The sequence below is a fragment of the Ruegeria sp. SAZD013 genome (genome assembly GCF_059612525.1).
Map to the genome: position 1 here is coordinate 200,907 of NZ_JBXWQT010000019.1, position 24,671 is coordinate 225,577.

23 protein-coding genes are annotated in these 24,671 nt (G+C 60.6%); 16 read left to right on the forward strand and 7 right to left on the reverse strand.

The features are described 5' to 3' along the window. Positions 1–40: 40 nt before the first annotated feature. The gene (gene deoC / locus AC2FLU_RS06095; protein WP_480474226.1) at positions 41–1,039 is read right to left on the reverse strand and encodes a deoxyribose-phosphate aldolase; all 999 of its coding nucleotides are present in this window, start codon (positions 1,037–1,039) and stop codon (positions 41–43) included. A 198-nt stretch (positions 1,040–1,237) separates the two neighbouring features. Here deoC and AC2FLU_RS06100 point away from each other — a divergent pair, with 198 nt between their 5' ends. The 6 genes from AC2FLU_RS06100 (at position 1,238) to AC2FLU_RS06125 (ending at position 8,539) form a co-directional block, all read left to right on the forward strand. Next, on the forward strand, positions 1,238–2,191 hold the full coding sequence (locus AC2FLU_RS06100; RefSeq protein ID WP_496808913.1) for a metal ABC transporter solute-binding protein, Zn/Mn family: 954 nt from the start codon (positions 1,238–1,240) through the stop codon (positions 2,189–2,191). Between the two features lie 3 nt (positions 2,192–2,194). Beyond that, a complete protein-coding gene (locus AC2FLU_RS06105; RefSeq protein ID WP_480474224.1) occupies positions 2,195–2,998 on the forward strand; it encodes a metal ABC transporter ATP-binding protein in 804 nt (267 codons plus the stop codon). 3 nt (positions 2,999–3,001) lie between these two features. Continuing rightward, positions 3,002–4,207 carry a metal ABC transporter permease gene (locus AC2FLU_RS06110; protein ID WP_496808912.1) on the forward strand — a complete coding sequence of 402 codons (1,206 nt, stop codon included), beginning with the start codon at positions 3,002–3,004 and terminating at the stop codon, positions 4,205–4,207. After that, complete coding sequence (locus AC2FLU_RS06115) at positions 4,204–5,133, forward strand: metal ABC transporter permease (protein WP_496808911.1); 930 nt, start codon at positions 4,204–4,206, stop codon at positions 5,131–5,133. The genes AC2FLU_RS06110 and AC2FLU_RS06115 overlap by 4 nt, the downstream gene beginning before the upstream one ends. A gap of 261 nt (positions 5,134–5,394) precedes the next feature. Further along, positions 5,395–7,257: a DNA mismatch repair endonuclease MutL gene (mutL, locus tag AC2FLU_RS06120; protein WP_496808910.1), complete on the forward strand. Its 1,863-nt coding sequence runs from the start codon at positions 5,395–5,397 to the stop codon at positions 7,255–7,257. A gap of 52 nt (positions 7,258–7,309) precedes the next feature. Next, complete coding sequence (locus AC2FLU_RS06125) at positions 7,310–8,539, forward strand: DNA recombination protein RmuC (protein WP_480517951.1); 1,230 nt, start codon at positions 7,310–7,312, stop codon at positions 8,537–8,539. A 63-nt stretch (positions 8,540–8,602) separates the two neighbouring features. Here the strand turns inward: AC2FLU_RS06125 and AC2FLU_RS06130 are convergent, their stop codons facing one another. Both AC2FLU_RS06130 and AC2FLU_RS06135 read right to left on the reverse strand, forming a co-directional pair. Next, on the reverse strand, positions 8,603–9,253 hold the full coding sequence (locus tag AC2FLU_RS06130) for a ChrR family anti-sigma-E factor (protein WP_496811906.1): 651 nt from the start codon (positions 9,251–9,253) through the stop codon (positions 8,603–8,605). A 10-nt stretch (positions 9,254–9,263) separates the two neighbouring features. After that, positions 9,264–9,920, reverse strand: coding sequence for a sigma-70 family RNA polymerase sigma factor (locus AC2FLU_RS06135; protein WP_480517947.1), 657 nt, complete (start codon positions 9,918–9,920; stop codon positions 9,264–9,266). Between the two features lie 151 nt (positions 9,921–10,071). Between AC2FLU_RS06135 and AC2FLU_RS06140 the strand changes: the two genes are divergently transcribed. From AC2FLU_RS06140 to AC2FLU_RS06150, 3 genes are all read left to right on the forward strand, one after another. Next, positions 10,072–10,389: a DUF3775 domain-containing protein gene (locus AC2FLU_RS06140; protein ID WP_209505065.1), complete on the forward strand. Its 318-nt coding sequence runs from the start codon at positions 10,072–10,074 to the stop codon at positions 10,387–10,389. 245 nt (positions 10,390–10,634) lie between these two features. Next, positions 10,635–10,862: a DUF1127 domain-containing protein gene (locus tag AC2FLU_RS06145; RefSeq protein ID WP_480474217.1), complete on the forward strand. Its 228-nt coding sequence runs from the start codon at positions 10,635–10,637 to the stop codon at positions 10,860–10,862. Between the two features lie 37 nt (positions 10,863–10,899). Continuing rightward, positions 10,900–11,103 carry a DUF1127 domain-containing protein gene (locus tag AC2FLU_RS06150; protein WP_480474216.1) on the forward strand — a complete coding sequence of 68 codons (204 nt, stop codon included), beginning with the start codon at positions 10,900–10,902 and terminating at the stop codon, positions 11,101–11,103. A 94-nt stretch (positions 11,104–11,197) separates the two neighbouring features. Here the strand turns inward: AC2FLU_RS06150 and AC2FLU_RS06155 are convergent, their stop codons facing one another. Genes AC2FLU_RS06155 through AC2FLU_RS06170 form a run of 4 tightly spaced genes read right to left on the reverse strand, consistent with a single transcriptional unit; the run spans position 11,198 to position 14,700 of the window. Next, a complete protein-coding gene (locus tag AC2FLU_RS06155; protein WP_480605513.1) occupies positions 11,198–12,340 on the reverse strand; it encodes a saccharopine dehydrogenase family protein in 1,143 nt (380 codons plus the stop codon). A gap of 3 nt (positions 12,341–12,343) precedes the next feature. Then, complete coding sequence (locus tag AC2FLU_RS06160) at positions 12,344–13,399, reverse strand: saccharopine dehydrogenase (RefSeq protein WP_496808909.1); 1,056 nt, start codon at positions 13,397–13,399, stop codon at positions 12,344–12,346. Positions 13,400–13,413: 14 nt separating this feature from the next. Further along, complete coding sequence (locus tag AC2FLU_RS06165) at positions 13,414–14,028, reverse strand: glutathione S-transferase family protein (protein WP_480474213.1); 615 nt, start codon at positions 14,026–14,028, stop codon at positions 13,414–13,416. 21 nt (positions 14,029–14,049) lie between these two features. Then, entirely contained in the window at positions 14,050–14,700 is a 651-nt protein-coding gene (locus AC2FLU_RS06170) for a histidine phosphatase family protein (protein WP_480517941.1), read from the reverse strand. A 139-nt stretch (positions 14,701–14,839) separates the two neighbouring features. Between AC2FLU_RS06170 and AC2FLU_RS06175 the strand changes: the two genes are divergently transcribed. The 7 genes from AC2FLU_RS06175 to AC2FLU_RS06205 all read left to right on the forward strand — a co-directional run bounded on the left by AC2FLU_RS06175 (position 14,840) and on the right by AC2FLU_RS06205 (position 24,664). Then, positions 14,840–16,036 carry a Zn-dependent hydrolase gene (locus tag AC2FLU_RS06175; protein WP_496808908.1) on the forward strand — a complete coding sequence of 399 codons (1,197 nt, stop codon included), beginning with the start codon at positions 14,840–14,842 and terminating at the stop codon, positions 16,034–16,036. A gap of 288 nt (positions 16,037–16,324) precedes the next feature. After that, positions 16,325–17,419, forward strand: coding sequence for a glycine cleavage system aminomethyltransferase GcvT (gene gcvT / locus AC2FLU_RS06180; protein WP_480554425.1), 1,095 nt, complete (start codon positions 16,325–16,327; stop codon positions 17,417–17,419). Between the two features lie 18 nt (positions 17,420–17,437). Beyond that, positions 17,438–17,803 (forward strand): glycine cleavage system protein GcvH, encoded by a 366-nt coding sequence (gcvH, locus tag AC2FLU_RS06185; RefSeq protein ID WP_496808907.1) that lies wholly within the window; start codon positions 17,438–17,440, stop codon positions 17,801–17,803. 113 nt (positions 17,804–17,916) lie between these two features. Further along, positions 17,917–20,772, forward strand: coding sequence for an aminomethyl-transferring glycine dehydrogenase (gene gcvP / locus AC2FLU_RS06190; RefSeq protein ID WP_480493921.1), 2,856 nt, complete (start codon positions 17,917–17,919; stop codon positions 20,770–20,772). Between the two features lie 196 nt (positions 20,773–20,968). After that, complete coding sequence (locus tag AC2FLU_RS06195; RefSeq protein WP_480474210.1) at positions 20,969–22,123, forward strand: phosphoserine transaminase; 1,155 nt, start codon at positions 20,969–20,971, stop codon at positions 22,121–22,123. Positions 22,124–22,219: 96 nt separating this feature from the next. Next, the gene (gene serA, locus AC2FLU_RS06200; RefSeq protein WP_480493919.1) at positions 22,220–23,815 is read left to right on the forward strand and encodes a phosphoglycerate dehydrogenase; all 1,596 of its coding nucleotides are present in this window, start codon (positions 22,220–22,222) and stop codon (positions 23,813–23,815) included. 120 nt (positions 23,816–23,935) lie between these two features. Then, positions 23,936–24,664 (forward strand): metallophosphoesterase family protein, encoded by a 729-nt coding sequence (locus AC2FLU_RS06205; RefSeq protein ID WP_480624890.1) that lies wholly within the window; start codon positions 23,936–23,938, stop codon positions 24,662–24,664. The last annotated feature ends 7 nt before the right edge of the window (positions 24,665–24,671 follow it).

Genomic DNA, 24,671 nt, shown 5'->3' on the forward strand with positions numbered 1-24,671 from the left:
TCTTTTCCCAAATACTCACTGTCCAGACATATCCACGGGCTCAGCCCATCGAATGCCTGTAACCAGCCGAATAGGCTCCGGTCACATAGTGTTCCAACTGCCGCTCGATATCGCCCAGCAACGACGAGGCGCCAAAGCGGAACAGATCCGGTTCCAGCCAGCGGTCGCCCAGTTCGTCCTTGATCAGCGACAGATAAACCAGCGCGTCCTTGGCTTTCGAAATACCACCCGCAGGTTTATACCCGACCCGGTATCCGGTGCGGTCATAGTAATCGCGGATCGCGCGGATCATTACCAGCGACACGGGCAGGGTGGCGTTGACGCTTTCCTTGCCTGTCGAGGTCTTGATGAAATCCGCCCCGGCCATCATGCAGACCAGCGAGGCGCGCGCGACATTGCGCAAGCTGCCCAATTCTCCGGTCGCAAGAATGGCTTTGACATGGGCATCGCCACAAGCCACGCGGAACGCCTTCATCTCATCATACAGGGCCTGCCAGTCACCTGACAGCACATGACGGCGCGAGATCACGATGTCGATTTCCTCGGCCCCGGCTTTCACGCTTTCCTCGATCTCGGCCACGCGCAGATGGAACGGGGACAGGCCGGCGGGAAAGCCGGTGGACACAGCAGCGACCGGAATGCCAGTGCCTTTCAAGGCGTCCACAGCGGTTTCGATCATATCGTGATAGACGCAAACCGCCCCTGTCGTGATCGGCGGCATGTCCAGAGCCTGAAGAACCGAAGGCGCAACCGGCTGACGGGCCTTCGCACACAAGCGGCGCACACGGCCCACCGTATCATCGCCCGACAGCGTGGTCAGGTCGATCATCGTGATGGCTTTCAGCAGCCACGCAGCCTGATATTCCTTCTTGACCGAACGGCGGCCCGGCAATGTGGCCGCACGGCGTTCAATCGCGGAAGTATTGGCCTGAACGGCGCGCACCCAGTCCAGATCCAGTTCCATTCCGGGGTTCCGGGGTTCGGTTACTTGCGGCAGATGCGCGGTGCGCACGGGGCTTTCTGAGCTCTGCGTATCCATGGTTACGTCCTTTGGGAGGTTTGCGACAAAATCGCACGGGTGGCTCGGGAATGGAAGGCGTTCCGGCGCAATGATCGAATATTTTTGACCATTTGGACAAATAACAGAGGTTTTCTTGCGAATAATTCTCATTAGCGTTGACTTAGTTGCGAATGGTTCTCATATTTGATCCAACGCGCATCCAAATCGAGGTTGGAAATGATTCGTCGGCATTACCTTGCACTATTGGCTCTGGCCCTTTCGGTGCCAGCCATGGCGTTTGCCGGGGCACCGCTGAAAGTGGTGGCCACAACGGGCATGATTGCAGATGCGGCGCGTCAGGTCGGTGGTGATCTGGTTGAGGTCAGAGGGCTTATGGGCCCCGGCGTTGATCCCCATGCCTATCGCCAGACGCGCAGCGATATTGTGGCGATGACCCGAGCAGACCTGGTTCTGTGGCACGGCCTGTATCTCGAAGCGCAAATGGAAGACTTCTTTCATGATCTTGAGCGGAAACGGACCGTTATTGCGGTTGCAGAAGGCGTAGACAAGTCCAGGCTGCGCGCGCACGACAATTATGCCGACAAGTATGATCCGCATCTATGGATGACGCCCGTGCTGTGGCGCGAGGTTGTTGTGGAGGTGCAGCGCGCCCTGACCGAGGCACGCCCCGAAGCAGCCGAGGTTTTTGCCGCGAATGCACAAGCCCATCTGGCCGACATAGACCGTCTGACGGCCTATGCCGAGAAAATCCTGTCCACCGTACCGGATCACAACAAGGTTCTGGTCACCGCCCACGACGCCTTTGGTTATTTCGGTGAAAGTTTCGGGTTCGAGGTTCTGGGCATTCAGGGCATCTCGACCCAATCCGAGGCGGGCCTGAACCGGATCGGAGAGCTGGTTGACCTGTTGGTTGATCGCAGGATCACGGCGGTCTTCGTCGAAAGCTCGGTTTCTGACCGGTCGATCCGCGCGCTGATCGAAGGGGCCGCAGCCAAAGGGCACGAGGTGAAGGTCGGGGGCGAGTTGTTCTCGGATGCCATGGGCGAGGATGGCACCTATGAAGGCACTTATATCGGGATGCTGGACCACAATATCACCGTTATCGCAGGCGCATTGGGCGGAGAAGTTCCCGATCGCGGCATGAACGGCAAACTGTCAGCGGGGTTCTGAGAGATGCTGGGGCTGATCAGCAACGAAGGTGTGACGGTCCAGGAACAAAACCTGGATAACAGCCCTCTGGCTGTGCGGGGGCTGACGGTTTCCTACGGACAGAAACCTGCGGTCTTTTCGGTTGATATGACGGTTACGCCCGGCGCGATGACCGCCATTATCGGGCCAAACGGCGCTGGAAAATCAACGCTGCTCAAGGCGGCGCTGGGCATCGTTACGCCATTGTCGGGGCAGGTGACAGTATTTGGTCAGCCGCTGAACTCGCAACGCGCACGTGTTGCCTATGTTCCCCAGCGTGCCAGTGTGGACTGGGATTTCCCGACACGGGTGATCGACGTGGTTCTGATGGGTCTGTCGCGTGAACTGGGCCTGTTGGGCCGCTTGCGCGCGCGCCACAAGGCCCGTGCGATGGATTGCCTGAACCGTGTCGGAATGCGCGATTTCGCGGATCGCCAGATTGGCCAGCTGTCCGGTGGCCAGCAACAGCGTGTGTTTCTGGCGCGTGCTCTGGCTCAGGATGCTGATCTGTATCTACTGGACGAGCCGTTTGCCGGTGTCGACGCTGCTACTGAAAAAGCCATCATCGCGGTGCTGAAATCACTGAAAGAGGCCAGTAAGACAGTCGTTGTCGTGCATCACGATCTGGCCACCGTGACCGACTATTTCGACCACGTTTTCCTGATCAACACCCGCAAGGTGGCCGAGGGTTCAGTGGCCGAGGCTTTCACTGCGGAAACGCTGCAATCGGCCTATGGTGGCAGGTTGGCAACGGCCCAGATCGATCAGATTTCACGCGCGCTGGGATAACTCATGCTTTGGGATGCTCTGACCCTTCAGCTTGGCTATAACGCCACGCTGGTTGCCATCGGTGCGACATTGCTGGGCGTGTCGGCGGGCGTAACGGGGACATTCCTGTTTCTGCGCAAGCGCGCCCTTGTCAGCGACGCAATCAGCCATGCAACCCTGCCGGGCGTCTGTATCGCTTTCATGGTGCTGGTCGCACTGGGCGGGGACGGGCGTAACCTGCCGGGCCTGCTGGTGGGGTCCGCTATTTCAGCCTGGGTTGGTCTGTTGTGCATGAACTGGCTGACACGGCGTACCCGCCTGGCTGAGGACGCCGCGATCGGTGCGATCCTGTCTGTGTTCTTCGGCTTTGGAATCGTACTGCTGACGGTCATCCAATCCATGGGGGTTGGCCGTCAGGCCGGGCTGGAAGGTTTCCTGTTGGGTTCGACCGCCGGAATGCTGTGGGCCGATGCGGTGATCATCGCACTTGGTGGAGCCTTGACCTTGGCTCTGGTGCTGATCATCCGCCGTCCGATGACCCTTGTCGCATTCGATCCCGAATATGCAGCGGCGCGCGGGTTGCCGGTGCATCGTATCGATCTGGCCATGATGGGGCTGGTCATGGCCGTGACCGTGGTCGGCCTGAAAATCGTCGGCCTGATCCTGATCGTGGCTTTGCTGATCATTCCGGCAGTGACCGCCCGGTTCTGGTCTGACCGCTCGGAACGCGTTGTTCTGTTGGCCGGGCTGGCCGGTGGTCTGGCCGGATATATCGGCGCTGCCATATCCGCATCTGCGCCCAATCTTCCAACCGGCCCGATTATCGTGCTGGTCAGCTTTGCCTTTTTCCTCGCCTCCCTCTTCTTCGCCCCGATGCGCGGCGTTCTGGCGGCAGTGCTGCGGCATCTGCGGTTTCAGCGCCGAGTGCATATTCGTCAGGGGCTTCTGGCGATGGCGCAAGGGCAGAAGATCTATGAGCCCCTGACCTTGCGTTTGCTGCGGCGTGCCGGGCTTGTCCGGGCGGATGGCGTGGCGACGGACACCGGTAAGGCCCGCGCGGCCAAAGCCCTGCGGGATGAAAAGCGATGGGAAATCGTGCGTGCCGATCAGGCGCACGAGGCGACAGCTGCGCTCTATGACGGGTTGCGCGATATCGAAACCGTTCTGACACGGGACCAGATTGATGAGATCGACCGCCAGATTGGCGGACCGCAAGGGATACCGGCATGAGTGGTGAAGAATTCGTCCCGCTGTCTCTGACGCCGCTGCTGATTGGCACGTTCGCAGCCATCGCCTGCGCCTTGCCCGGCAACTTTCTGGTGCTGCGCAAACAGGCACTGATCGGGGACGCGATCAGCCATGTGGTGCTGCCGGGCATTGTTGTGGCGTTCCTGCTGACCGGGGCAATATCGACCTGGCCGATGATGCTGGGTGCTGCGGGCGCTGCCATTGTGGCCGTGGTTCTGATCGAGGCCATTCGCCGACTGGGTCAAATCGAACCCGGTGCCGCCATGGGCGTGGTCTTTACCACCATGTTCGCGGCAGGCGTCCTGCTGCTTGAGCAGACGGATACGTCAACCGTGCATCTGGACGTGGAACATGCGCTTTACGGTAATCTCGAAAGCCTGATCTGGCTGGACGCGACTGGGTGGTCCTCGCTGCTGGACGCTCAGGCCCTTGCCGGATTGCCCCCGGAACTGCCCCGTATTGCGCTGACACTGGTGGGTGTGATGCTGTTTACATGGCTGTTTTGGCGGCCGTTGAAGATTTCCACCTTTGACGAAGGTTTCGCCCGCACGATTGGTATTCGCACGGGACTTCTGGGCATGGCGCTCGTCATCACTGCGGCTATCGCGGCGGTTGCCGCTTTTGACGCGGTAGGCTCGATCATCGTGATCGCGATGTTTATCTGCCCTCCGGCAGCCGCGCGGATGCTGACCAACCGGCTTGAGGCGCAGATTGGCTGGAGCGTCGTGATCGCTATAACCTCTGCCGTGACAGGGTATGTGCTGGCAGGATACGGGCCCCTGTGGCTGGGCGCAGCGGATGCGGTCAGTGCGGCAGGGATGATCGCAACGATGTCCGGGCTGATCCTGGCGCTGGCGGCCATGTTTGGCCCATGCCGCACTCGTGTTGGTGTTCAGACATCAGCCTGAGACGGCATTTTCCTGCCGCAGATGCCCGAGCGTCATCGGCCAAACTCTGCCCAGATGCCGTTAAGGTTAATCTTAAGCAGATTTTTGGGAAGTCTCATGCTAGAGGGCTGCCCATTGACTAGCTGAACACACCACTCACTTTGGTACGCCCGGATGGTACGGAATGGGATTCATTCACAGCTATCCGGGTGCCCCTTTCCGAACAGAAGACATGCTCAAACCGGTGGTAGAATCGTGCGCGGTTGTGCTAGGTCTAGGGGTATGGCGCAGACAAACCCCAATATCAGCGAAAATCGCCCCGTGATCAGACAGCTTGACGATGCTGCGATCAACCGTATTGCGGCGGGTGAAGTGGTGGAACGCCCGGCCTCGGCCGTCAAGGAACTGGTCGAGAATGCACTGGATGCCGGGGCCACGCGTGTAGCCGTCGAAATCGCCGACGGGGGAAAGACGCTGATCCGCGTGACCGACGATGGGTGCGGTATCCCGGCTGAAGATTTGCCGCTTGCCCTGTCGCGCCATGCCACATCAAAGATCGACGGATCGGATCTGCTGAATATCCACACCTTCGGGTTTCGAGGCGAAGCCTTGCCTTCGTTGGGGGCTGTCGGACGCCTGACCATAACCAGCCGTGCGCCGGGTCTGGATGCGGCGCAGATCCATGTCGCGGGTGGCAAGATGGGTTCGGTCAAGCCTGCCGCCCTGCGCGCGGGCACGGTGGTCGAGCTGCGCGATCTGTTCTTCGCCACCCCCGCCCGGCTGAAATTCATGCGCACCGATCGGGCCGAGGCGCAGGCGATCACGGACATGGTGAAGCGGCTGGCGATGGCTGAGCCATCCGTCACATTTACCCTGCGCGATGTCTCGGGCGGTGGCGTAGGCCGCGTGATCTTCCGCGCGGATCGCGAGAATGGCGACCTGTTTGACGCCTTGCACGCCCGTCTTGCCCGTGTGATCGGGCGCGAGTTTGCTGAGAATGCGCTGCGGGTCGATGCCTCGCGCGACGGCCTCAGGCTTTTTGGCTATGCGGCCCTGCCGACCTATTCCCGTGGCGCTGCGGTGGCGCAGTACCTTTTTGTCAACGGGCGTCCCGTGCGCGACAAGATGCTGACCGGCGCTTTACGGGCGGCTTATTTCGATTTCCTAAGCCGGGACCGTCACCCGGCTGCGGCATTGTTCATCGACTGCGACCCGACATTGGTTGACGTGAACGTTCACCCTGCCAAGTCCGAGGTCCGGTTCCGCGATCCCGGCGTTGCGCGCGGGCTTATCGTATCCAGCCTGCGCCACGCATTGGCAGAGGCCGGGCATCGCGCGTCCTCGACCGTGGCCAATGCGACCTTGGGTGCAATGCGACCGGAACCCGCGCAGTCTGCACCAGCGCGGGTCTATCAGATGGATCGCCCGTCGCCTGCAGCGCGCCAGGCTGCGTACCGGGCACAGGCTCCGGGTTTTGCGGAACTGGCGCATGATTACAGCGGCAGCATTGTCGATCCGATCCCGGTTGCACCCGCTTCGCAGGGTCAGGAGCCTGATGCCCAGAATCTTCCACTGGGCGCCGCGCGCGGACAGGTGCATGAAAACTACATCATCGCCCAGACTGCCGATGGAATGGTGATCGTTGATCAGCACGCCGCGCATGAACGGCTGGTCTATGAAAAGCTGAAAACACAGATGGCCAAGACGGGCGTTGCGGCGCAGGCGCTTTTGATCCCTGAGATTGTTGAGTTGTCCGAAGGTGACTGCGCCCGTCTGATGGCTGTCTGTGATGACCTGTCCCGTTTTGGGCTGACCATCGAACCCTTTGGTGGAGGCGCCATTGCCGTGCGCGAAACCCCGGCCATTCTGGGCGAGGTCGATGCGCGCGCGATGATCCTGGATATCCTCGACGAACTGGCCGAACAGGGCGAAAGCCAGATGGTGCAGGCAAGGATCGAGGCGATTCTCAGCCGGGTTGCCTGCCACGGCTCGGTTCGGTCCGGCCGCCGTATGCGGGCCGAGGAAATGAACGCGCTGCTGCGCGAGATGGAGGCGACGCCGCATTCCGGCCAGTGCAATCACGGGCGACCAACATATGTGGAACTGAAGCTAAGCGACATCGAACGCCTGTTCGGGCGCAGTTGATCCATTGGCCACTGCAGGTTAGTAAGAATAAAACAAGAACATTCGAGGCGACATGATCAAGATTGCAGGAACAGAATATGCACTGGATGACCCGGTTGTTCTTATCGTGGGCGGAACAGTTGCGCTGATCCTGCTACTGCTGTTCCTGTCGTTGCGCGCCGCTAATCGCTCGGCCCGGATGGCGGAACCGCTGGCGCGGCAGATGGCGCTTCTGGGTCAGCATGTGCAGCAGCTGGGGCAGGGGCAGGAACAGTTGCGCGGCGGCTTGCAGCATGTTTCGGACACGCAAGCCAACGCGCAGGTACAGGTGATCCAGACGGTCGAGGCACGCTTGTCCTCGGTCCAGCAGCAGATGAATGACCGGCTGGCGGATAACGCGATGAAATCGGCCCGCGCGCTGGCCGAGATGCAGGAACGGATGAAGGAAACCCTGCACGGTTCGTCAAAACAGACGGCGACATCACTGACGCAGCTGCAGGAACGTCTGGCCGCCATCGACAAGGCGCAGGACAATATCACGAAACTTTCGGGCGATGTTCTCAGCCTTCAGGATATCCTGTCGAACAAGCAGCGGCGCGGGATGTTTGGTGAGATTCAGCTGAACGATATCGTGTCCAAGGCACTGCCCGCGGACAGCTATTCGCTGCAAGCCACCTTGTCGAACGGCAGGCGCGCGGATTGCCTGGTGCATCTGCCTAACCCGCCTGGCCCGATCGTGATTGACGCGAAATTCCCGCTTGAGGATTTCGAAGCACTTGCCGCCGCGCAGACCAAGGCAGATGTTGAAAGATGCCTGCGGGCTTTTGGCGCTGCCGTGAAAGTGCATATCAAGGCCATTTCCGAGAAATACATCCTCGAAGGGGAAACCGCTGACGGTGCCCTGATGTTCGTCCCGTCCGAAGCGATCTATGCCGAGCTGCACGCCCGCCTGCCCGATGTGGTGCGCGAAGGGTTCTCCGCACGGGTCTGGATCGTCTCTCCCACCACCTGCATGGCCACGCTGAACACGATGCGGGCGATCCTTAAAGATGCGCGCATGCGTGAACAGGCCGGTGCGATCCGCAAAGAACTGGGATTGCTGCACAAGGATGTGGACCGTCTGGGTGACCGCGTTTCAAACCTCGACCGTCACTTCGGTCAGGCGGCCAAGGATATCTCGGAAATCAAGATCAGTGCCGAAAAGGCCGGCCGCCGGGCGCAGCGGTTGGATAATTTCGACTTCGAAGAAATCGCGCCCGATACTGAAACAGAGGTTGTACCTCTGGCGCGTCACGAAGGCTGAGGATCCTGTTGAAAAACTGAACCGGCACCGGGCCGGTTCTGATGGGCCAGCGCCTGCAAGCGTTCAGATACGCAGAAAGGGCTGGAACAGGCGCGGCATCAGCTTGTTGAATTTCAGCGGCGCATCCGTAACCGCCAGACAAATGCAGTCTTCCGAGATATCCGCCACAGGCGTATGTTCAAGATCCTCGTCAGCGATCTCGACATCGCCGCGGGCAAAGCGGTCAACCTCGTCCGAGAAAGCCCCTTGCAGAACCATTGTCAGCTCCATGCCGTTATGGCCATGATCCGGTACGGCGGCACCGGCTGGGATGAACAGCAATCGGGCGGTGGCGTCTTTAGTGGTCGGCAGGATCGCCTGTTTGACGCCCATGCCAATCGGCCTCCAGCGGATGTCCTTGACTGTTCCACCCACGTAATCCTGCAACGGGGCCGGCAGAACTGCACATCCCGGGCGAACGGGCTTGGGCGCCGGAGCACCCTTGGCGATCAAAGCCATCGTGGCCGCCAGAGAGGTTTCGCTCATGCTGACTGCCTCACTCTGCTTGTCAAGAACTTGCCCGCCAACGGCGTCATAGCTTTCTGCGCGCGCACGGCAGCGGTCGCATAGGGACAGATGCGTGGCGACCATCAGATCGAAGGCTTCGGGCAGGTTGCCTGCGGCATAGGCCATCAGCAGGTCATCTATCAGGTGATGTTTGATCAACTTGTTCATCTTACTCATCTCAATTCATCGCGTGGCGCAAGCGATCCAGCGCCAGCCGTATCCGTGACTTGATTGTTCCCAGTGGCAATCCGGTTTGTGACGCTATTTCCCGGTGACTCAGGTCGCCGAAATACGCCTTCTCGATCAGGTCCCGCTGCGCATCCGGTAACGCCTGCAAGGCGGTGCGCAGTTGCGCGGTTTCCTGTTGCAGCGCGATGACGTCATCCTGATCGGGCTCTGCCTCGGGACCCCAACCCAGATCCTCGGGTTCAGGACGGCGTTGCTTGCGCAGCACGTCAATGCGCTTGTTCCGTGCGATGGTGAACACCCACGTGGCCACAGTGGCACGCGTCGGATCGAACAGGTGGGCCTTGTGCCACAAGGTCGCCATCACCTCTTGCGCGCACTCTTCTGCCATGGCGGCATCAGCCCCTGACTTCATCAGAAAGGCCTTGATACGCGGCGCGAAGTGCTGGAACAGATCGGCAAATGCCGCCTGATCCTGCGCATCCCGGATGCGTCTGACGTGGTCCACCCATTCGGCCCTGGTCTCGCGCTTGCCGTTGATGTCGTTCACCCGCCTACCCTTGATGTGTTTGTTGATGCGCCAAGGTTGAGGGGCGGGTGTTTCAACCGCTGGTCCGTCCAAGGTCGCTGTATTGGTCTGGGTAAACATAACCACATTACGGCGCACGCCCCAAGCCGGATCACTTTATCGGGACATTTTGTTCGCGGCGCTGATCCGCCTGTTTGTTCAAGATCAAAGACGCAGGCCGCTGTCGGTGGTTGTGATGGCGTAACAACCGCGAACACGAGGAGTGGAAGAGATGTTGGAAATCTCGGCAAGAAAAGTCGCCCAGGTCGCCATGATGGGCCGCGAACTGAACCGGGCCGAGGGCGAATTGCGGGCGTTCATCGACCGCATGAGCGAAGACGAGCAGGCCGAACTGGTTGCCATCATGTGGATCGGGCGCGAGAGCTTTTTCGCGGAAGATCTGGCCGAGGCCATCGCCACCGCCAAGTCCGAGGCTTCGACCCCCTGTGCAGACTACCTGATCGGAACACCGCACATGTCTGACCACCTTGAGAATGGTCTGGACGCACTGGGAATATCTGCGGAAGACGTAGAAAACGATCTGATGTAGGCCCTTCGGCGGCATCACCCAAATACAGACTTGTGCGTTGGTCGCCAGCGTCGGATACCAAGGCCAACGCGCCTTCCGCTGCGCGGGCACTCCTGTAAGTGAGGAACAGGTAGGGCAGACCGGTCGCGAATAGCTGCACGCGTCATCTCAACAAACTTTAATGATTCCGACTGGCGGCCTTAACGGTGGCCTCCCTTATTTGAAGCTATCACAACCAAGCAACTCAAATATTGGAGGAACCAGCAATGACCCATGCACAGACGATTGACACTCATAAGGGCCTCTTGGACGGCCTCTTTGCCAAATATGCCGACGCAAAAGTTGAACATTTCCGACGCCAGATTTTCTCAAAAACCGTTCGGAAGCTGGAAAAGCTCAGCGACAAGCAGCTGAACGATATCGGCATTCCCCGCGACCAGATCCGTCGGCGCGCTTATCACAGCGTGTATCACAACGCACCCTACCAGCAGTGACCCGAAAGTTTCGCAACCCTTGCGTGAGGTAATCAGTATGTTTGACTTTATCCCCTCGACCAATCAACCGACCCCGGCCGCCAGCGCCTTGTTGCTGTTTGATCGCGCCATGCGCATTCGAGCCATCAGCCCGGATATCGTTCGGGCCGCTCAGCATCTGAACGGCCTGACCGACCATCAGCTGGCAGAGCTTGGCATCAACCGCAGCGATGTCGAAGACACCATCGAGCGCTATATCTGAAGATACCTTCAGAGAAATCCAGACGAGTTTACCATGCCTGAAGAAGAACAATGAAAGCCATTCCAGAAACTCTGGAATGGCTTTTTTCGTGCGATCAGGCCGTATGATCCACGATCTGCAAGTGCTGGGCCAACCTGTCGATCTCGGCCATCCAGCCCTGTACCAGTTTTGGGTCGCTCGGGGCTGCGTGAACGCCTGCCGGGATGGCGCGGTTTAAAACGGCCTCGACGGCAAGTGAAACCGGGATCGATACCAGACGCGCCATTGCTGTGCCGCGCTCATCGCCCCAGGCGTCCATGACATAGGTCTTGTGCCAGACAGGAACGCCGTCTTTCTCGGCTTTCAGTCCAACACACAGCACAACGCGGTCGGGCTCACCTTCGTCATAGGCGTTTTCGCTCCAGAACTGGTCAGACATCTCTTTCAGACGCGCATCCCCTTCCGGGCCCGACAGGGTTTCGATTTCACGGAACACATCCGACCACGCATCCGCCCAACCGTTCAGGCGCAGGGTGCCGCGGACGAATTCTCTGACTGGCCAGTGATCCTCGAACTGGTACTGCGGCTTGAACGGGATCGAGTCGCGGTTGGGATAGACCTCGAAACTTTCCGGCGTTGGCAGCGGCGCGATATAGCTGCTGATCGCATCCCACGGACGGGCAACGTCCAGCGGGGCATAGTCGCGGATCGACTTCGACGGCGACCGCAGCGCCTTGAGCACACCCAAGGGCGACCAGCTGAACTTGTAGCGGAACGGGTTCGGGATCTTGGGAATGCCACCGCAATACGAAATAAAGCTCAGGTGGTTTTGCGGATCGAACGCATCCGAGGCGCGATAGTCATCGACCAGTGCATGGGCCATCAGGTGGTCGATGCCCGGATCCAGACCAACTTCGTTGACCAGCGCCACACCGGCCTCGCGCGCCTTGTCGTCCAGTGCGCGCATTTCGGGCGCGATATACGATGACGACACGAAATTGGCCTGTTTCGCAATCGCCAGTTCTGCCAGTGGTACGTGCCAGTCGCCCGGCAGCATGGACACGATCACGTCGCCCTTCTCAAGCACACCACCCAGAGCGTCGATGTCGAAGGCGCGAATATCGTTGGTCAGGTCCCCAACCTCGGCCCTGGCTTTTTCGACCGTCCGGTTCCAGACAGTGACCTTGTGACCGCCCTCGATCAGACGGCGCAGGCCGGGGATGGCCGACAGGCCGGTGCCACACCAGTGAATCGTCATCGCTCAGATCCCTTCGATATGTGTTTTGTAAGTTGCTTCTGCCCGACCCCAGACGCCGCTGTCCAGATCGGTCAGGGTCAGAAGCGACGGCAAAAGCTGTGCCGCATAATCTTCCGAACTTTCGACCGGCAGCATCGACGGCAGGTTATCGATGGCCATCACGTCCATCACCGGATCGGTTGCCACGCGCAAAGCGGGCGCGTCCCATGTGGTTGCACGGTCATAGACCGGCACCGGGTTGTAATCACTGTCCCGGTCGCAGGCGACATCGCCGATAGCGGTCAGGGTGCGCGGGGCAGTCAACGCCTCACGCGGAACAAAGACCGGGGTTCCGGGGTGCGCGAAGATGCAGTTCAGGAACAGGTCGTGGTCCAGAATTTCCGGAAACGGTCCGCCGCTGGCGGTTTCCGCCATGTCCCATTTGGTGACGTCGACGCCCATCGCGTCGCACAGGTCTGCGGCCCCCGTACCCACGCGACCCAGTGCACCGATCACGATGGCGCGGGGGCGTGGGGCTCCGGTGGCGTCCAACTCGGCCAGCAATTCAGCGTTCAGAACGTCTTTGCCTGCATATACTCCAACCGGCGGGCATGCGTCGCCCCGTTGCTGTGCCGCCCACGTCTTGAGCGTTACCGCAGCACCGGCATACCCGGCCCAGTAACCAAAGGCGGCAACGCGGCGGCCATCTTCGCTCACCAGATATTCCAGATCATAAAGCGTGCCGCCCCCGGCCTTGAACCGCTCCAGCAGCGCACGACCCGAATGCTGGCCCTTATAGGCATGGCCGAACATGATGTGGCGATGGGGCAGGGGGGTGCCATCTTCGGGCAGTTCCTTGAGGCCAAAGATGATCGCGTCCAGCGGGGCCTCGGGCCACGAATTCTCAGCCGCGATTGCACAGCCAGCGTCCTTGTAGCCATCAATCGGAATGGCGCGGACATAGCTTTCCTCAACCGTCACGCGGATACCTGCGGCGATCAGTGCTGCGGCTCCTTCGGGTGTCAGCCCCACCCGTTCCTCGTTCGGGCGCTGTTCCGCCCTGACCCAGAGATGTGTCATCTTAGTTCCTTTTGTCAGAGCATCCCGGCAGCGCGCACCGCCTGAACCGAAGGCCGTGCCTCCATCGCCTCGCGGAAGGCGATGATCCTGGGAAAGGCCGAGACATCGACGCCGTCGCCTTCCAGCCAGCTGCAAACCACATAAAGATAGGCATCGGCCAGAGAGAACGCGTCCCCCAGAACAAACGGCCCGCGCAGCCCGTTTGACGAGATATAGTCGCAAGATGCAGTCATCGTCTGCGCGACCTTGTCCGTCATGTCTTTCCAGCTGGATTTCTTATCGGCCCAGCGATGCCCGCGCAGCTTGTGGGCGTGGTTCACATGCATGGTCGAGGCCAGATAGAACATCACCTCGCGCATGCGGGCGGCCATGACCGGATCAGCTGGCACCAACCCGGCCTCGGGTGCCTTGGCCGCAATATATTCCAGCAACGCGCCGGTCTCGGTCAGGATGCCGCCATCGACCACCAGCGCCGGAACGCGCCCCTTGGGATTGATCTGCTTGTAGGCCGGTTTTGTCTGTTCCCCATCGGCAAAGTCCAGCTTGATTGCTTCATAGTCCAGTCCGGCCTCTTCCAGAGCAATCGCAACAGCGACCGAGATGGTTCGGGGTGCATAATAAAGCTGCATCTGGGATCTCCAATCTGCTTCCTACAGGTGGGTCTGCGCAAACTGCCGGTCAGGTGCTTCCAGATGCGGCACCGCATTGAACAGGACCGGGCTCAGCTGCGCGCCAATCGGGTGCAGACGATGCATCGACGTGTTCATGATGGCAAGGGCCACCCGCGCCATCGACGGGATGTCCAACCCCATCGCCTGCCGCACCACCATCGAGATCAACCCGCCCGAGGTCACGACGATGGCCGGTCCGCCCTCGGTCCCGATCTCGTGCAGCGCATCGCGGACGCGGGCTTCAAACGCCTCGAAGGTTTCCGGAGCGTTCTCGATCTTTCCACTGGCCCAGGCCGCGAAGGTTTTGGGCAAGTGTTCGACAAATCCCTCGCGGTCGGTCGGGATTTCGACGCCGTGCTGTTCTTCGAACAACTGTGCAAGGGTGAAATACTCGATCTCGTTCAGCCGTGCGTCGCAGACAGGATCGGTCAATTCCATGCTGGCCACCGTCTCGGTGTGGCGGGTCAGGGTGCCACAATAGACGCGTGTATAGTGGCTGCGGGTGTCACGCAGATGCGCGCCCAGCCAGCGGGCCTGTTGATGGCCCAGATCGCTCAGCTTGTCATAGCTTGCTTCGTCGCGCGCTGTCGTGTTTGCCTGCCCGTGGCGCACCAATGTGATATGTGACATGTCGCTCCCTCTTGCGCCGAAGTCTTAGGGCAGGTTCCTTGCCGGGACCAGAGGGGTTTCTTGATCTCGCCGGAAAAACATTCGCAGCTGTCCGGTTTCTGGCTATGGTCGCCCTGACCAACTGCGCCCGGAGGGATTCATGGCCGTCGATCACACGCGTTTTCTGGATGATCTGCACAAGCTGCGTGAATTCGGTGCCTCGGGTGTGGGCAAAGGAGTCATCCGCCCGGCCTATTCAAAAGCGGATATCGCGGCGCGCCAATGGCTGGCGGACCGTATGGCCGACGCAGGTCTGACACCGCATTTCGACCCGGTCGGCAACCTGTTCGGGCTGGCGCCTGGCCGTTCTCTGCTCATGGGGTCGCATTCCGACAGCCAGCCCGAAGGCGGCTGGCTGGACGGCGCGCTCGGCGTGATTGCCGCGCTGGAGATCGCGCGGTCCAGCGACCAGCCGATCTCGGTCGTCAGTTTTCAGGACGAAGAAGGCCGGTTCGGTGTGACCACGGGCTCGGCGGTCTGGTCCGGCGGTCTGCCGCTGGACAAGGCCGATGTGTTGACCGACGGTTCTGGCGTCAGCTTTGGCGAAGCCCGATCTTCCATGGCGGACCTGTCGCAGGGTTTTGTCGATCCCGCGCGGTTCAGCGGCTTTGTCGAGATGCATATCGAACAGGGCCCCTCTCTGGACGCAGCGAACGAGCAGATCGGCGTCGTTACCGATATCGTCGGCATCCGGGACATGTCGATCACCTTCGAAGGGCAGCAGAATCACGCGGGCACCACGCCGATGCATTTGCGCCGCGATGCGTTTCAGGCGTTGTCACTGTTCAGCACGCGCCTCAACGAACGGTTTCGCAACGTGGTGACACCGCAAACCGTCTGGACCATCGGGCGGGTCGACCTTCACCCCAATGCGTCGTCCATCGTGCCGGGTCGGGCGCGGTTCTCGATGCAGTGGCGCGATGGCGATCCGGATCGGCTGTCGCGGATGGAGGAGATCATCCGTACCACAGCACAGGAAATAGCCAGCGAACAGGACATGGTGCTGACCTACGGCCCTTTGCTCGGGTTGGAACCCGTCACGATGGATCAGACCCTGCGCGTGGCGCTGGAACACGGTGCCGAACAGGTGGCCCCCGGCAGTTGGCGCAGGATGCCGTCGGGCGCGCTGCACGATGCCACAAACGTGTCGCGCCTGATGCCTGTTGCGATGCTGTTCGTGCCGTCAATCAACGGTATAAGCCACGATTTTGCCGAAGATACCGCCGAAAGCGATCTTGTGGCCGGGCTGAGTGTGCTGGATCTCGCAGTGCAGTCACTTGAAGAGCGGGTGCGATAAGGTGCGGGCAAAATACTGTTTTTACAGGCCATTGCGGTTGGTTTGTCTGGTGTTATCGTCGCGCTCGAAACTGTGATCGGCAAACCCTTGCAAAAGCCAAAAGACCAATGTTGCCTAACGGAAAAAAGTTTCCTATAGGAACGCTAAGGATGCATACGCCCGTATACAGACTTGTCCCACAGGCGGTACTCTGGTTCGCAAGTTGACCGGAATCGTTGCAAAATTGATAGCGTGGGGCAGACTGACGGGAATGCGTTCGAAACCGAAAGATACGAAAAGGTATCCAAGATGACCGAGATTAGACGCACGCCGTTGTATGGGCTTCACGTTGAGTTGGGCGGCAAGATGGTTGATTTTGCCGGGTGGGAGATGCCAGTTCAGTATCCGCTGGGGATCATGGGCGAGCATAAGCAGTGCCGCGAGAAGGCGGCGTTGTTTGATGTGTCGCATATGGGTCAGGTGATTTTGCGGGGCGAGAATGTGGGCGAGAAGCTGGAAGCTCTGTGTCCGCAGGCTTATGCGACGCTGAAGGAAGGCAAGGCGCGGTACGGGTTCTTCACCAATGCCGAAGGCGGGATCATGGATGACCTGATCGTGTCGAATGCGGGGGATCATTACTTTGTGGTCGTGAACGCGGCGCTGCGCCATCAGGACATTCCGCATATGCGCGACAATCTCGAAGGTGTCGAAGTGACCGAGATCTTCGACCGCGCGCTGGTGGCCGTGCAAGGTCCCAAGGCCGAGGATGTGGTGGGCGCGCTCTGCCCTGCGGCGCGCGACCTCAAGTTCATGGAAACCACGATTGCTGACATCCTGGGTGTCGAATGCCGCATCTCGCGGCTGGGATACACGGGTGAGGACGGGTACGAGATCTCGATCCCCGAAGACAAGGCGATCGAGATTACCCGGGCGTTCCTGGCGCATGAGGATTGCGAACCGGCGGGTCTGGGCGCGCGCGACAGCCTGCGGCTTGAAGCCGGTCTGTGCCTTTATGGCAATGACATTGACCAGAGCACCTCGCCGGTCGAGGCCAGCCTTGGCTGGGCGATGCAGAAACGCCGCAAGGAAGAAGGCGGCTTTCCGGGTGCGGAACGTGTGCAGCGCGAACTGGCCGAGGGGCCTGCGCGCAAGCTGGTGGGCATCAAGCCCGACGGCCGCGCGCCCGCGCGTCAGGGGGTCGAGGTGCAATGCCTTGAGGGCAACACCATCGGTCAGATCACCTCGGGCAGCTTTGGCCCCACGGTCGGCGGCCCGGTTGCAATGGGCTATGTGTCCGCGGGCCATGGCGAGCCGGGCGAGAAGGTCAACCTGATCATCCGGGGCAAGGCGCAACCGGCGCAGATCGTGGCGCTGCCCTTCGTCAAACAGAATTACAAGCGTTGAAGTCAGGAGAGAGACACCATGGCAACCTATTATTCCGAAGAGCATGAATGGCTGGCGGTCGAAGGCGACACGGCCACGCTGGGCATCACCAAACACGCGGCCGAGCAGCTGGGTGAGGTGGTCTTTGTCGAGCAGCAGGAAGTGGGCGACGAGTTCGACAAGGACAGCGAGATCGGCGTGATCGAATCCGTCAAGGCCGCCTCCGAGCTTTACGCGCCGGTTGATGGTGAGATTATCGAGGTGAACGAGGCGCTGGCCGACAATCCCGGCGCGCTGAACGACGACCCCGAAGGCGAGGCCTGGATCTACAAGATCAAGATCGCCGATGCCACGCAGCTGGAAGATCTGATGGACGAAGCCGGCTACAAGGCCTTCATCGGCTAAATCCGGCCCGGAGCCCCAGAGACCGGGGCTCCCCGCTTCATCTTTTTCCAAATACTCCCGCCGGAGGCATCTGCCAGAGCGGCCGGGCGAGACATTCTTTGAGGAGCGCTGCAATGGCCTTCAAACTGACCGACTACGAAGCCTATGACTTCGCCAATCGCCGCCACATCGGCCCGTCGCCCACCGAGATGCGCGACATGCTGCAGGTGATCGGCTTCAAGACGCTGGACCAGCTGATCGACGCCACCGTCCCGCCCGCGATCCGGCAGAAGGAGCCGCTGGACTGGGGCCCGGCGATGACGGAACGCGATGCGCTCTTTCACATGAAGCAGGTGGCGGGCAAGAACAAGGTTCTGACCTCGCTGATCGGTCAGGGCTATTACGGCACCACCACCCCGGCGCCGATCCTGCGCAACATTCTGGAAAACCCGGCCTGGTACACCGCTTACACGCCCTATCAGCCCGAGATCAGCCAGGGCCGGCTCGAAGCGCTGCTGAACTTCCAGACCATGGTCAGCGACCTGACCGGGCTCGATGTGGCCAACGCCTCGCTGCTGGACGAAGCCACTGCCGCGGCAGAAGCCATGGCAATGGCCAAGCGCGGCGGCCGGTCCAAGGCCAATAACGCGGCCTTCTTCGTCGACCGCAACTGCCATCCGCAGACCATCGCGGTCATCAAAACCCGCGCCGAGCCGCTGGGCATCGACGTGCAGGTGGGCGATCCCGATCAGCTGGATGCAGGTGCCGTCTTTGGTGCAATCTTCCAGTATCCGGGCACCCATGGCCATGTGCGCGACTTCACGAACGAGATCGCGGCGCTGCATGAACATAACGCCATCGCCGTTGTCGCCGCCGACATCCTGTCGCTGGCGCTGCTGAAATCCCCCGGCGAGATGGGCGCGGATATCGCCATCGGCTCGACCCAGCGCTTTGGCGTGCCGATGGGTTATGGCGGCCCGCACGCCGCGTATATGGCGACCACCGACAAGCTGAAGCGCTCGATGCCGGGCCGGATCATCGGGGTCAGCATCGACAGCCGCGGCAACAAGGCCTACCGCCTGGCGCTGCAGACCCGCGAGCAGCACATCCGCCGCGAAAAGGCGAACTCGAACGTCTGCACCGCGCAGGCGCTGCTGGCCGTCATTGCTTCGATGTATGCGGTCTATCACGGACCCGACGGCATCAAGGCGATCGCGCAATCGGTGCACCGCAAGACCTCGCGCCTGGCCGCCGGTCTGGAAGAGGCGGGCTTTGCGGTGGAACCCGAAGTGTTCTTCGACACCATCACGGTCGAGGTCGGCCACCTGCAGAACGTGGTGATGGAGGCCGCCGTGGCCCGTGGCGTCAACCTGCGCAAGGTCGGCGAGACCCGCGTGGGCATCAGCCTGGACGAACAGACCCGCCCCGAAACCATCGAGGCGGTCTGGGGTGCCTTCGGCATCGACCGCAAGGATGACAGCTCGAACAAGCAATACCGCCTGCCGGATTACGCGCTGCGCGAAAGCGAGTACCTGACCCACCCGATCTTCCACAAGAACCGGGCCGAGGCCGAGATCACCCGCTATATGCGCCGTCTGGCCGACCGCGATCTGGCGCTGGACCGGGCGATGATCCCGCTGGGCTCGTGCACCATGAAGCTGAACGCCACGATCGAGATGATCCCGGTCACCTGGCCCGAGTTCGGCAACCTGCATCCCTTCGTGCCCGAAGATCAGGCGCGGGGCTATCACGAGATGATTGCGGATCTGAACGACAAGCTGTGCCAGATCACCGGCTATGACGCAATCAGCCAGCAGCCCAACTCGGGCGCGCAGGGCGAATATGCGGGCCTTCTGACCATCCGCAACTATCACTTCGCCCGTGGCGAAGGGCAGCGCAATGTCTGCCTGATCCCGACCTCGGCCCATGGCACCAACCCGGCTTCGGCGCAGATGGTGGGCTGGCAGGTTGTGCCGGTGAAATCGGATGACAAGGGCAACATCGATCTGAATGACTTCCGCGAAAAGGCGGAAAAGCATTCGGACCATCTGGCCGCCTGCATGATCACCTACCCCTCGACCCATGGCGTGTTCGAGACCACCGTGCAGGAGGTCTGCCAGATCACCCATGATCACGGCGGTCAGGTCTATATCGACGGCGCCAACATGAACGCCATGGTCGGCCTGTCGCGCCCCGGTGACATTGGCGGCGATGTCAGCCACCTGAACCTGCACAAGACCTTCTGCATCCCGCATGGCGGTGGCGGCCCCGGCATGGGTCCGATCGGCGTCAAGGCGCATCTGGCCGAGCATCTGCCGGGCCACCCGGAATATGGCACCGCCGTGGGCCCGGTCTCGGCGGCCCCCTTCGGCTCGCCCTCGATCCTTCCCGTCTCATGGGCCTATGTGCTGCTGATGGGCGGTGCGGGGCTGACGCAGGCCACCAAGGTGGCGATCCTGAACGCCAACTACATCGCGGCGCGGCTCAAGGACGCCTATCCGATCCTCTACACATCGGAAACGGGCCGGGTGGCGCATGAATGCATCCTCGACACAAGGCCGCTGGACGAGGCGGCGCATGTCACCGTCGACGATGTGGCCAAGCGTCTGGTCGATTCAGGCTTCCACGCCCCCACGATGAGCTGGCCGGTGGCCGGAACCCTGATGGTCGAGCCCACCGAATCCGAACCCAAGGACGAGCTGGACCGTTTCTGCGACGCCATGCTCTCGATCCGCTCGGAAGCGCAGGACATCATCGACGGCAAGATCGACGCGGAAAACAACCCGCTGAAAAACGCCCCTCACACGGTGCGTGATCTGGTCGGCGACTGGGACCGCCCCTACACCCGCGAACAGGCCTGCTTCCCTCCGGGCTCCATGGGCGTCGACAAATACTGGTCCCCCGTCAACCGCGTCGACAACGCATACGGCGACCGAAACCTCGTCTGCACATGCCCACCCATGGACGCATACGAAGACGCCGCAGAGTAACACAACCCTACCCCGCCGAAACATCGGCGGGGTTTTTCGCCAATCGGAAACGCGTGTTCTGATTTGTGCCCGTTTCAGATGTCGTTTTTACCCGGTAAAGCGTCTTTTCTGCTTGCTGCAGGTGCGAAGGCCCCCTAGGTCTGTCCGTGGGACACCCCTCCCCAACGAGGGGCGTGTATCTGGAAGGGTAATACACATGACGATCGAACAACCGGCGACGCGGCCGGCAAATCCGCGTTTTTCTTCGGGCCCCTGTGCCAAACCCCCCACATTTGACCTGACAAAACTGGCTGATGCCGCATTGGGCCGGTCGCACCGCGCCGCTGTCGGCAAGGATAAGCTGAAGGCGGCCATCGAAGGCACGCGCGAGATTCTGGGCATTCCGGCGGATTACCGCATTGGCATCGTTCCCGCCTCGGACACCGGCGCGGTTGAAATGGCGCTGTGGTCTTTGCTGGGTGCGCGCAAGGTCGAGATGCTGGCCTGGGAAAGCTTTGGGTCCGGCTGGGTGACCGATGTGGTCAAGCAGCTGAAGATCGACGCCGAGGTGAAGACCGCGGATTACGGGCAGATCGTTGATCTGGCCTCGGTCGATTTCGCAAATGACGTGGTGTTCACGTGGAACGGCACAACCTCGGGTGTACGGGTACCCAATGGCGACTGGATTGCCGATGACCGCCAGGGCCTGACGATCTGCGATGCAACCTCGGCGGCCTTTGCGATGGATCTGCCCTGGGACAAGCTGGATGTAACAACCTTCAGCTGGCAGAAAGTGCTGGGCGGCGAAGCAGCCCACGGGATGCTGATCCTCAGCCCGCGTGCTGTTGAACGGCTGGAAAGCTATACCCCCGCATGGCCGCTGCCCAAGATTTTCCGCCTGACCAAGGGCGGCAAGCTGATCGAAGGCATCTTTACCGGGGCAACGATCAACACGCCGTCAATGCTGGCGGTCGAAGATTATCTGTTTGCACTGGACTGGGCCCGCTCGGTGGGCGGATTGCAGGGGCTGATCGCGCGTGCGGATGCCAATGCGGGTGCGGTACACGCGTTCTGCGACCAGAACGGCTGGATCGCAAACCTGGCAGAGGATGAGGCGACACGGTCGAACACTTCGGTCTGCCTGAAGTTCACCGACGCGCGTATTCAGGACGGTGCAGCCTTTGCCAAGGCGGTCGCCAAGCGACTTGAGGCCGAGAATATCGCACTTGATATCGGCGCTTATCGCGACGCGCCTGCGGGCCTGCGCATCTGGTGCGGCGGTACGGTTGAAACCTCGGATATTCAGGCGATGCTGCCCTGGCTGGCATGGGCCTTTGCGACCGAGATCAAAGCGCAGGCGCAGGCTGCCTGAGTTTCATGTGCCGGGCTGAAGCCCGGCCTACCCCATCACTGATGTAAGGCGGGCGTCAGCCCGCTACCCCCTGAAGAATTCAAAGGACCAACCAAAATGGCTCCCAAAGTACTCGTATCCGACAATCTCAGCGAAACCGCAGTGCAGATTTTCCGCGACCGTGGCATTGACGTGGATTTCATGCCCGAGCTGGGCAAAGACAAAGACAAGCTTGCCGAGGTGATCGGTCAATATGATGGCCTCGCCATCCGTTCGGCAACCAAGGTTACACCGACCCTTCTGGAAAAAGCCGACAGGCTGAAGGTCATCGGCCGCGCCGGGATCGGCACCGACAATGTCGACAAAGAGGCAGCCTCGAAAAAAGGGGTGATCGTGATGAACACACCCTTCGGCAACATGATCACCACCGCCGAACACGCCATCGCGATGATGTTCGCCGTGGCGCGGCAAATCCCCGAGGCCAGCACCTCGACCCATGCGGGCAAGTGGGAAAAGTCCAAGTTCATGGGGATCGAGCTGACCAACAAGACACTGGGCGTGATCGGTGCCGGTAACATTGGTGGCATCGTGTGCGAACGTGCGTTGGGCCTGAAGATGAAAGTCATCGCTTATGATCCTTATCTGGGCGAAGAGAAAGCGTCCAAGATGGGCGTCGAAAAGGTCGAGCTTGACGAACTGCTGGCGCGCGCCGATTTCATCACCCTGCATGTGCCGCTGACCGATCAGACCCGCAACATCCTGAGCCGCGAAAATCTGGCCAAAACCAAAAAGGGTGTACGGATCATCAACTGTGCCCGTGGCGGTCTGGTCGATGAAGTGGCTCTGGCCGAAATGCTGCAATCCGGTCATGTTGCCGGAGCGGCCTTTGACGTGTTCAGCGAGGAACCCGCCAAGGACAACGCATTGTTCAACCTGCCCAACGTGGTCTGCACGCCCCATCTGGGTGCGGCGACCACCGAGGCGCAGGAGAACGTGGCCTTGCAGGTGGCTGAACAGATTTCGAACTACCTGCTGACGGGCGCGGTCGAGAACGCGCTGAACATGCCCAGCGTGACAGCGGAAGAAGCCAAGCTGATGGGGCCGTGGATCAAGCTGGCAGGTCATCTGGGCAGCTTCATCGGCCAGATGACGGATGAACCGGTCAAGGCGATCAACATCCTCTATGACGGTGTGGCCGCTGAAATGAACCTGGCTGCGCTGAACTGTTCGGTGGTCGCGGGGATCATGAAAAAGTTCAACCCCGAGGTGAACATGGTCTCGGCCCCTGTGGTCGCGAAAGAACGCGGGATCAAAATCTCGACCACCAATCAGGATAAGTCAGGTGTTTTTGATGGCTATATCAAGGTCACGGTCGTAACGGACAAACGTGAACGGTCGATCGCGGGTACGGTGTTCAGCGATGGCAAGCCGCGCTTCATCCAGATCAAAGGCATCAATATCGATGCCGAGGTCGGCGCTCATATGCTGTACACCACCAACGAAGACGTGCCCGGCATCATCGGCACGCTGGGTCAGACCATGGGTGAGAACAACGTTAACATCGCCAATTTTACCCTCGGCCGCACAGAGGCTGGCGGCGAAGCGATTGCGTTGCTCTATGTCGACGAACCGGTCCCGGCCGAAGCACGGGCAAAGCTTGCCGAAACAGGTCTGTTCACGCAGATCAAACCGCTGGAATTCGACGTCGCCTGATCGCGGCTGTTGAGTTTGAGGAACAGTTCAGGACCCGGTTATACGAATACCCGGGTCCTTTCTTCTCTGATTTCGCAATCTGAGTCACAAGCGAGCTGACTCATACCGCCGGAGGATTCTATGACATTGCCAGTCTATGCCATTGGTGATCTGCACGGGCAGGTGGCCGAACTGGACCGCGCGCTGTCTCTGATCCAAAGCGATGGCGGCCCCGATGCGCAGATCGTGTTTCTTGGTGATTACGTGGATCGCGGCCCTGACAGTCGCGGGCTGATCGACCGCCTGATTGCCGGGCGTGATGCTGGCCGGAACTGGATTACTCTTCTGGGCAATCACGACCGCATGTTTGCCTGGTTCATGGAGGACACTCCGCGCCACGATCCGCATTTGTTGGTGGGATACCACTGGCTGCATGACAGGTTGGGCGGGGTCGACACCCTGCGCAGCTATGGGGTGGAATTCGAAGGTCAGATCCGCCTTGAAAACCTGCACCGTATGGCTCAGACAGCCGTGCCGAAGTCGCACCTGACCTTCCTGCGCGATCTGGTGGCGATGCATCAGACGCCCGAGATTGCCTTTGTTCATGCGGGTATCCGTCCGGGTGTGCCGCTGAATGAACAGAAGGCAAGTGATCTGATCTGGATCAGACAGGACTTCCACGACTACCACGGCCCGCATCCCAAACTGATCGTTCATGGTCACACGCCTGTGGATCAGGCGACGCATTATGGCAACCGGATCAATCTGGACACGGGGGCCGGATACGGACGCCCGACGGGCGTCGCCGTATTCGAGGGACAGAATTGCTGGGAACTGACCGAACAAGGTCGAACACTGTTGACGCCCTGACCGTCCC

Excerpts from the sequence above, each read along its gene's own strand:
- deoC (WP_480474226.1), bottom strand. The coding sequence starts at position 1,039 with ATGGATACGCAGAGCTCAGAAAGCCCCGTGCGCACCGCGCATCTGCCG.
- AC2FLU_RS06100 (WP_496808913.1), top strand. The coding sequence starts at position 1,238 with ATGATTCGTCGGCATTACCTTGCACTATTGGCTCTGGCCCTTTCGGTG.
- AC2FLU_RS06105 (WP_480474224.1), top strand. The coding sequence starts at position 2,195 with ATGCTGGGGCTGATCAGCAACGAAGGTGTGACGGTCCAGGAACAAAAC.
- AC2FLU_RS06110 (WP_496808912.1), top strand. The coding sequence starts at position 3,002 with ATGCTTTGGGATGCTCTGACCCTTCAGCTTGGCTATAACGCCACGCTG.
- AC2FLU_RS06115 (WP_496808911.1), top strand. The coding sequence starts at position 4,204 with ATGAGTGGTGAAGAATTCGTCCCGCTGTCTCTGACGCCGCTGCTGATT.
- mutL (WP_496808910.1), top strand. The coding sequence starts at position 5,395 with ATGGCGCAGACAAACCCCAATATCAGCGAAAATCGCCCCGTGATCAGA.
- AC2FLU_RS06125 (WP_480517951.1), top strand. The coding sequence starts at position 7,310 with ATGATCAAGATTGCAGGAACAGAATATGCACTGGATGACCCGGTTGTT.
- AC2FLU_RS06130 (WP_496811906.1), bottom strand. The coding sequence starts at position 9,253 with ATGAACAAGTTGATCAAACATCACCTGATAGATGACCTGCTGATGGCC.
- AC2FLU_RS06135 (WP_480517947.1), bottom strand. The coding sequence starts at position 9,920 with ATGTTTACCCAGACCAATACAGCGACCTTGGACGGACCAGCGGTTGAA.
- AC2FLU_RS06140 (WP_209505065.1), top strand. The coding sequence starts at position 10,072 with ATGTTGGAAATCTCGGCAAGAAAAGTCGCCCAGGTCGCCATGATGGGC.
- AC2FLU_RS06145 (WP_480474217.1), top strand. The coding sequence starts at position 10,635 with ATGACCCATGCACAGACGATTGACACTCATAAGGGCCTCTTGGACGGC.
- AC2FLU_RS06150 (WP_480474216.1), top strand. The coding sequence starts at position 10,900 with ATGTTTGACTTTATCCCCTCGACCAATCAACCGACCCCGGCCGCCAGC.
- AC2FLU_RS06155 (WP_480605513.1), bottom strand. The coding sequence starts at position 12,340 with ATGACGATTCACTGGTGTGGCACCGGCCTGTCGGCCATCCCCGGCCTG.
- AC2FLU_RS06160 (WP_496808909.1), bottom strand. The coding sequence starts at position 13,399 with ATGACACATCTCTGGGTCAGGGCGGAACAGCGCCCGAACGAGGAACGG.
- AC2FLU_RS06165 (WP_480474213.1), bottom strand. The coding sequence starts at position 14,028 with ATGCAGCTTTATTATGCACCCCGAACCATCTCGGTCGCTGTTGCGATT.
- AC2FLU_RS06170 (WP_480517941.1), bottom strand. The coding sequence starts at position 14,700 with ATGTCACATATCACATTGGTGCGCCACGGGCAGGCAAACACGACAGCG.
- AC2FLU_RS06175 (WP_496808908.1), top strand. The coding sequence starts at position 14,840 with ATGGCCGTCGATCACACGCGTTTTCTGGATGATCTGCACAAGCTGCGT.
- gcvT (WP_480554425.1), top strand. The coding sequence starts at position 16,325 with ATGACCGAGATTAGACGCACGCCGTTGTATGGGCTTCACGTTGAGTTG.
- gcvH (WP_496808907.1), top strand. The coding sequence starts at position 17,438 with ATGGCAACCTATTATTCCGAAGAGCATGAATGGCTGGCGGTCGAAGGC.
- gcvP (WP_480493921.1), top strand. The coding sequence starts at position 17,917 with ATGGCCTTCAAACTGACCGACTACGAAGCCTATGACTTCGCCAATCGC.
- AC2FLU_RS06195 (WP_480474210.1), top strand. The coding sequence starts at position 20,969 with ATGACGATCGAACAACCGGCGACGCGGCCGGCAAATCCGCGTTTTTCT.
- serA (WP_480493919.1), top strand. The coding sequence starts at position 22,220 with ATGGCTCCCAAAGTACTCGTATCCGACAATCTCAGCGAAACCGCAGTG.
- AC2FLU_RS06205 (WP_480624890.1), top strand. The coding sequence starts at position 23,936 with ATGACATTGCCAGTCTATGCCATTGGTGATCTGCACGGGCAGGTGGCC.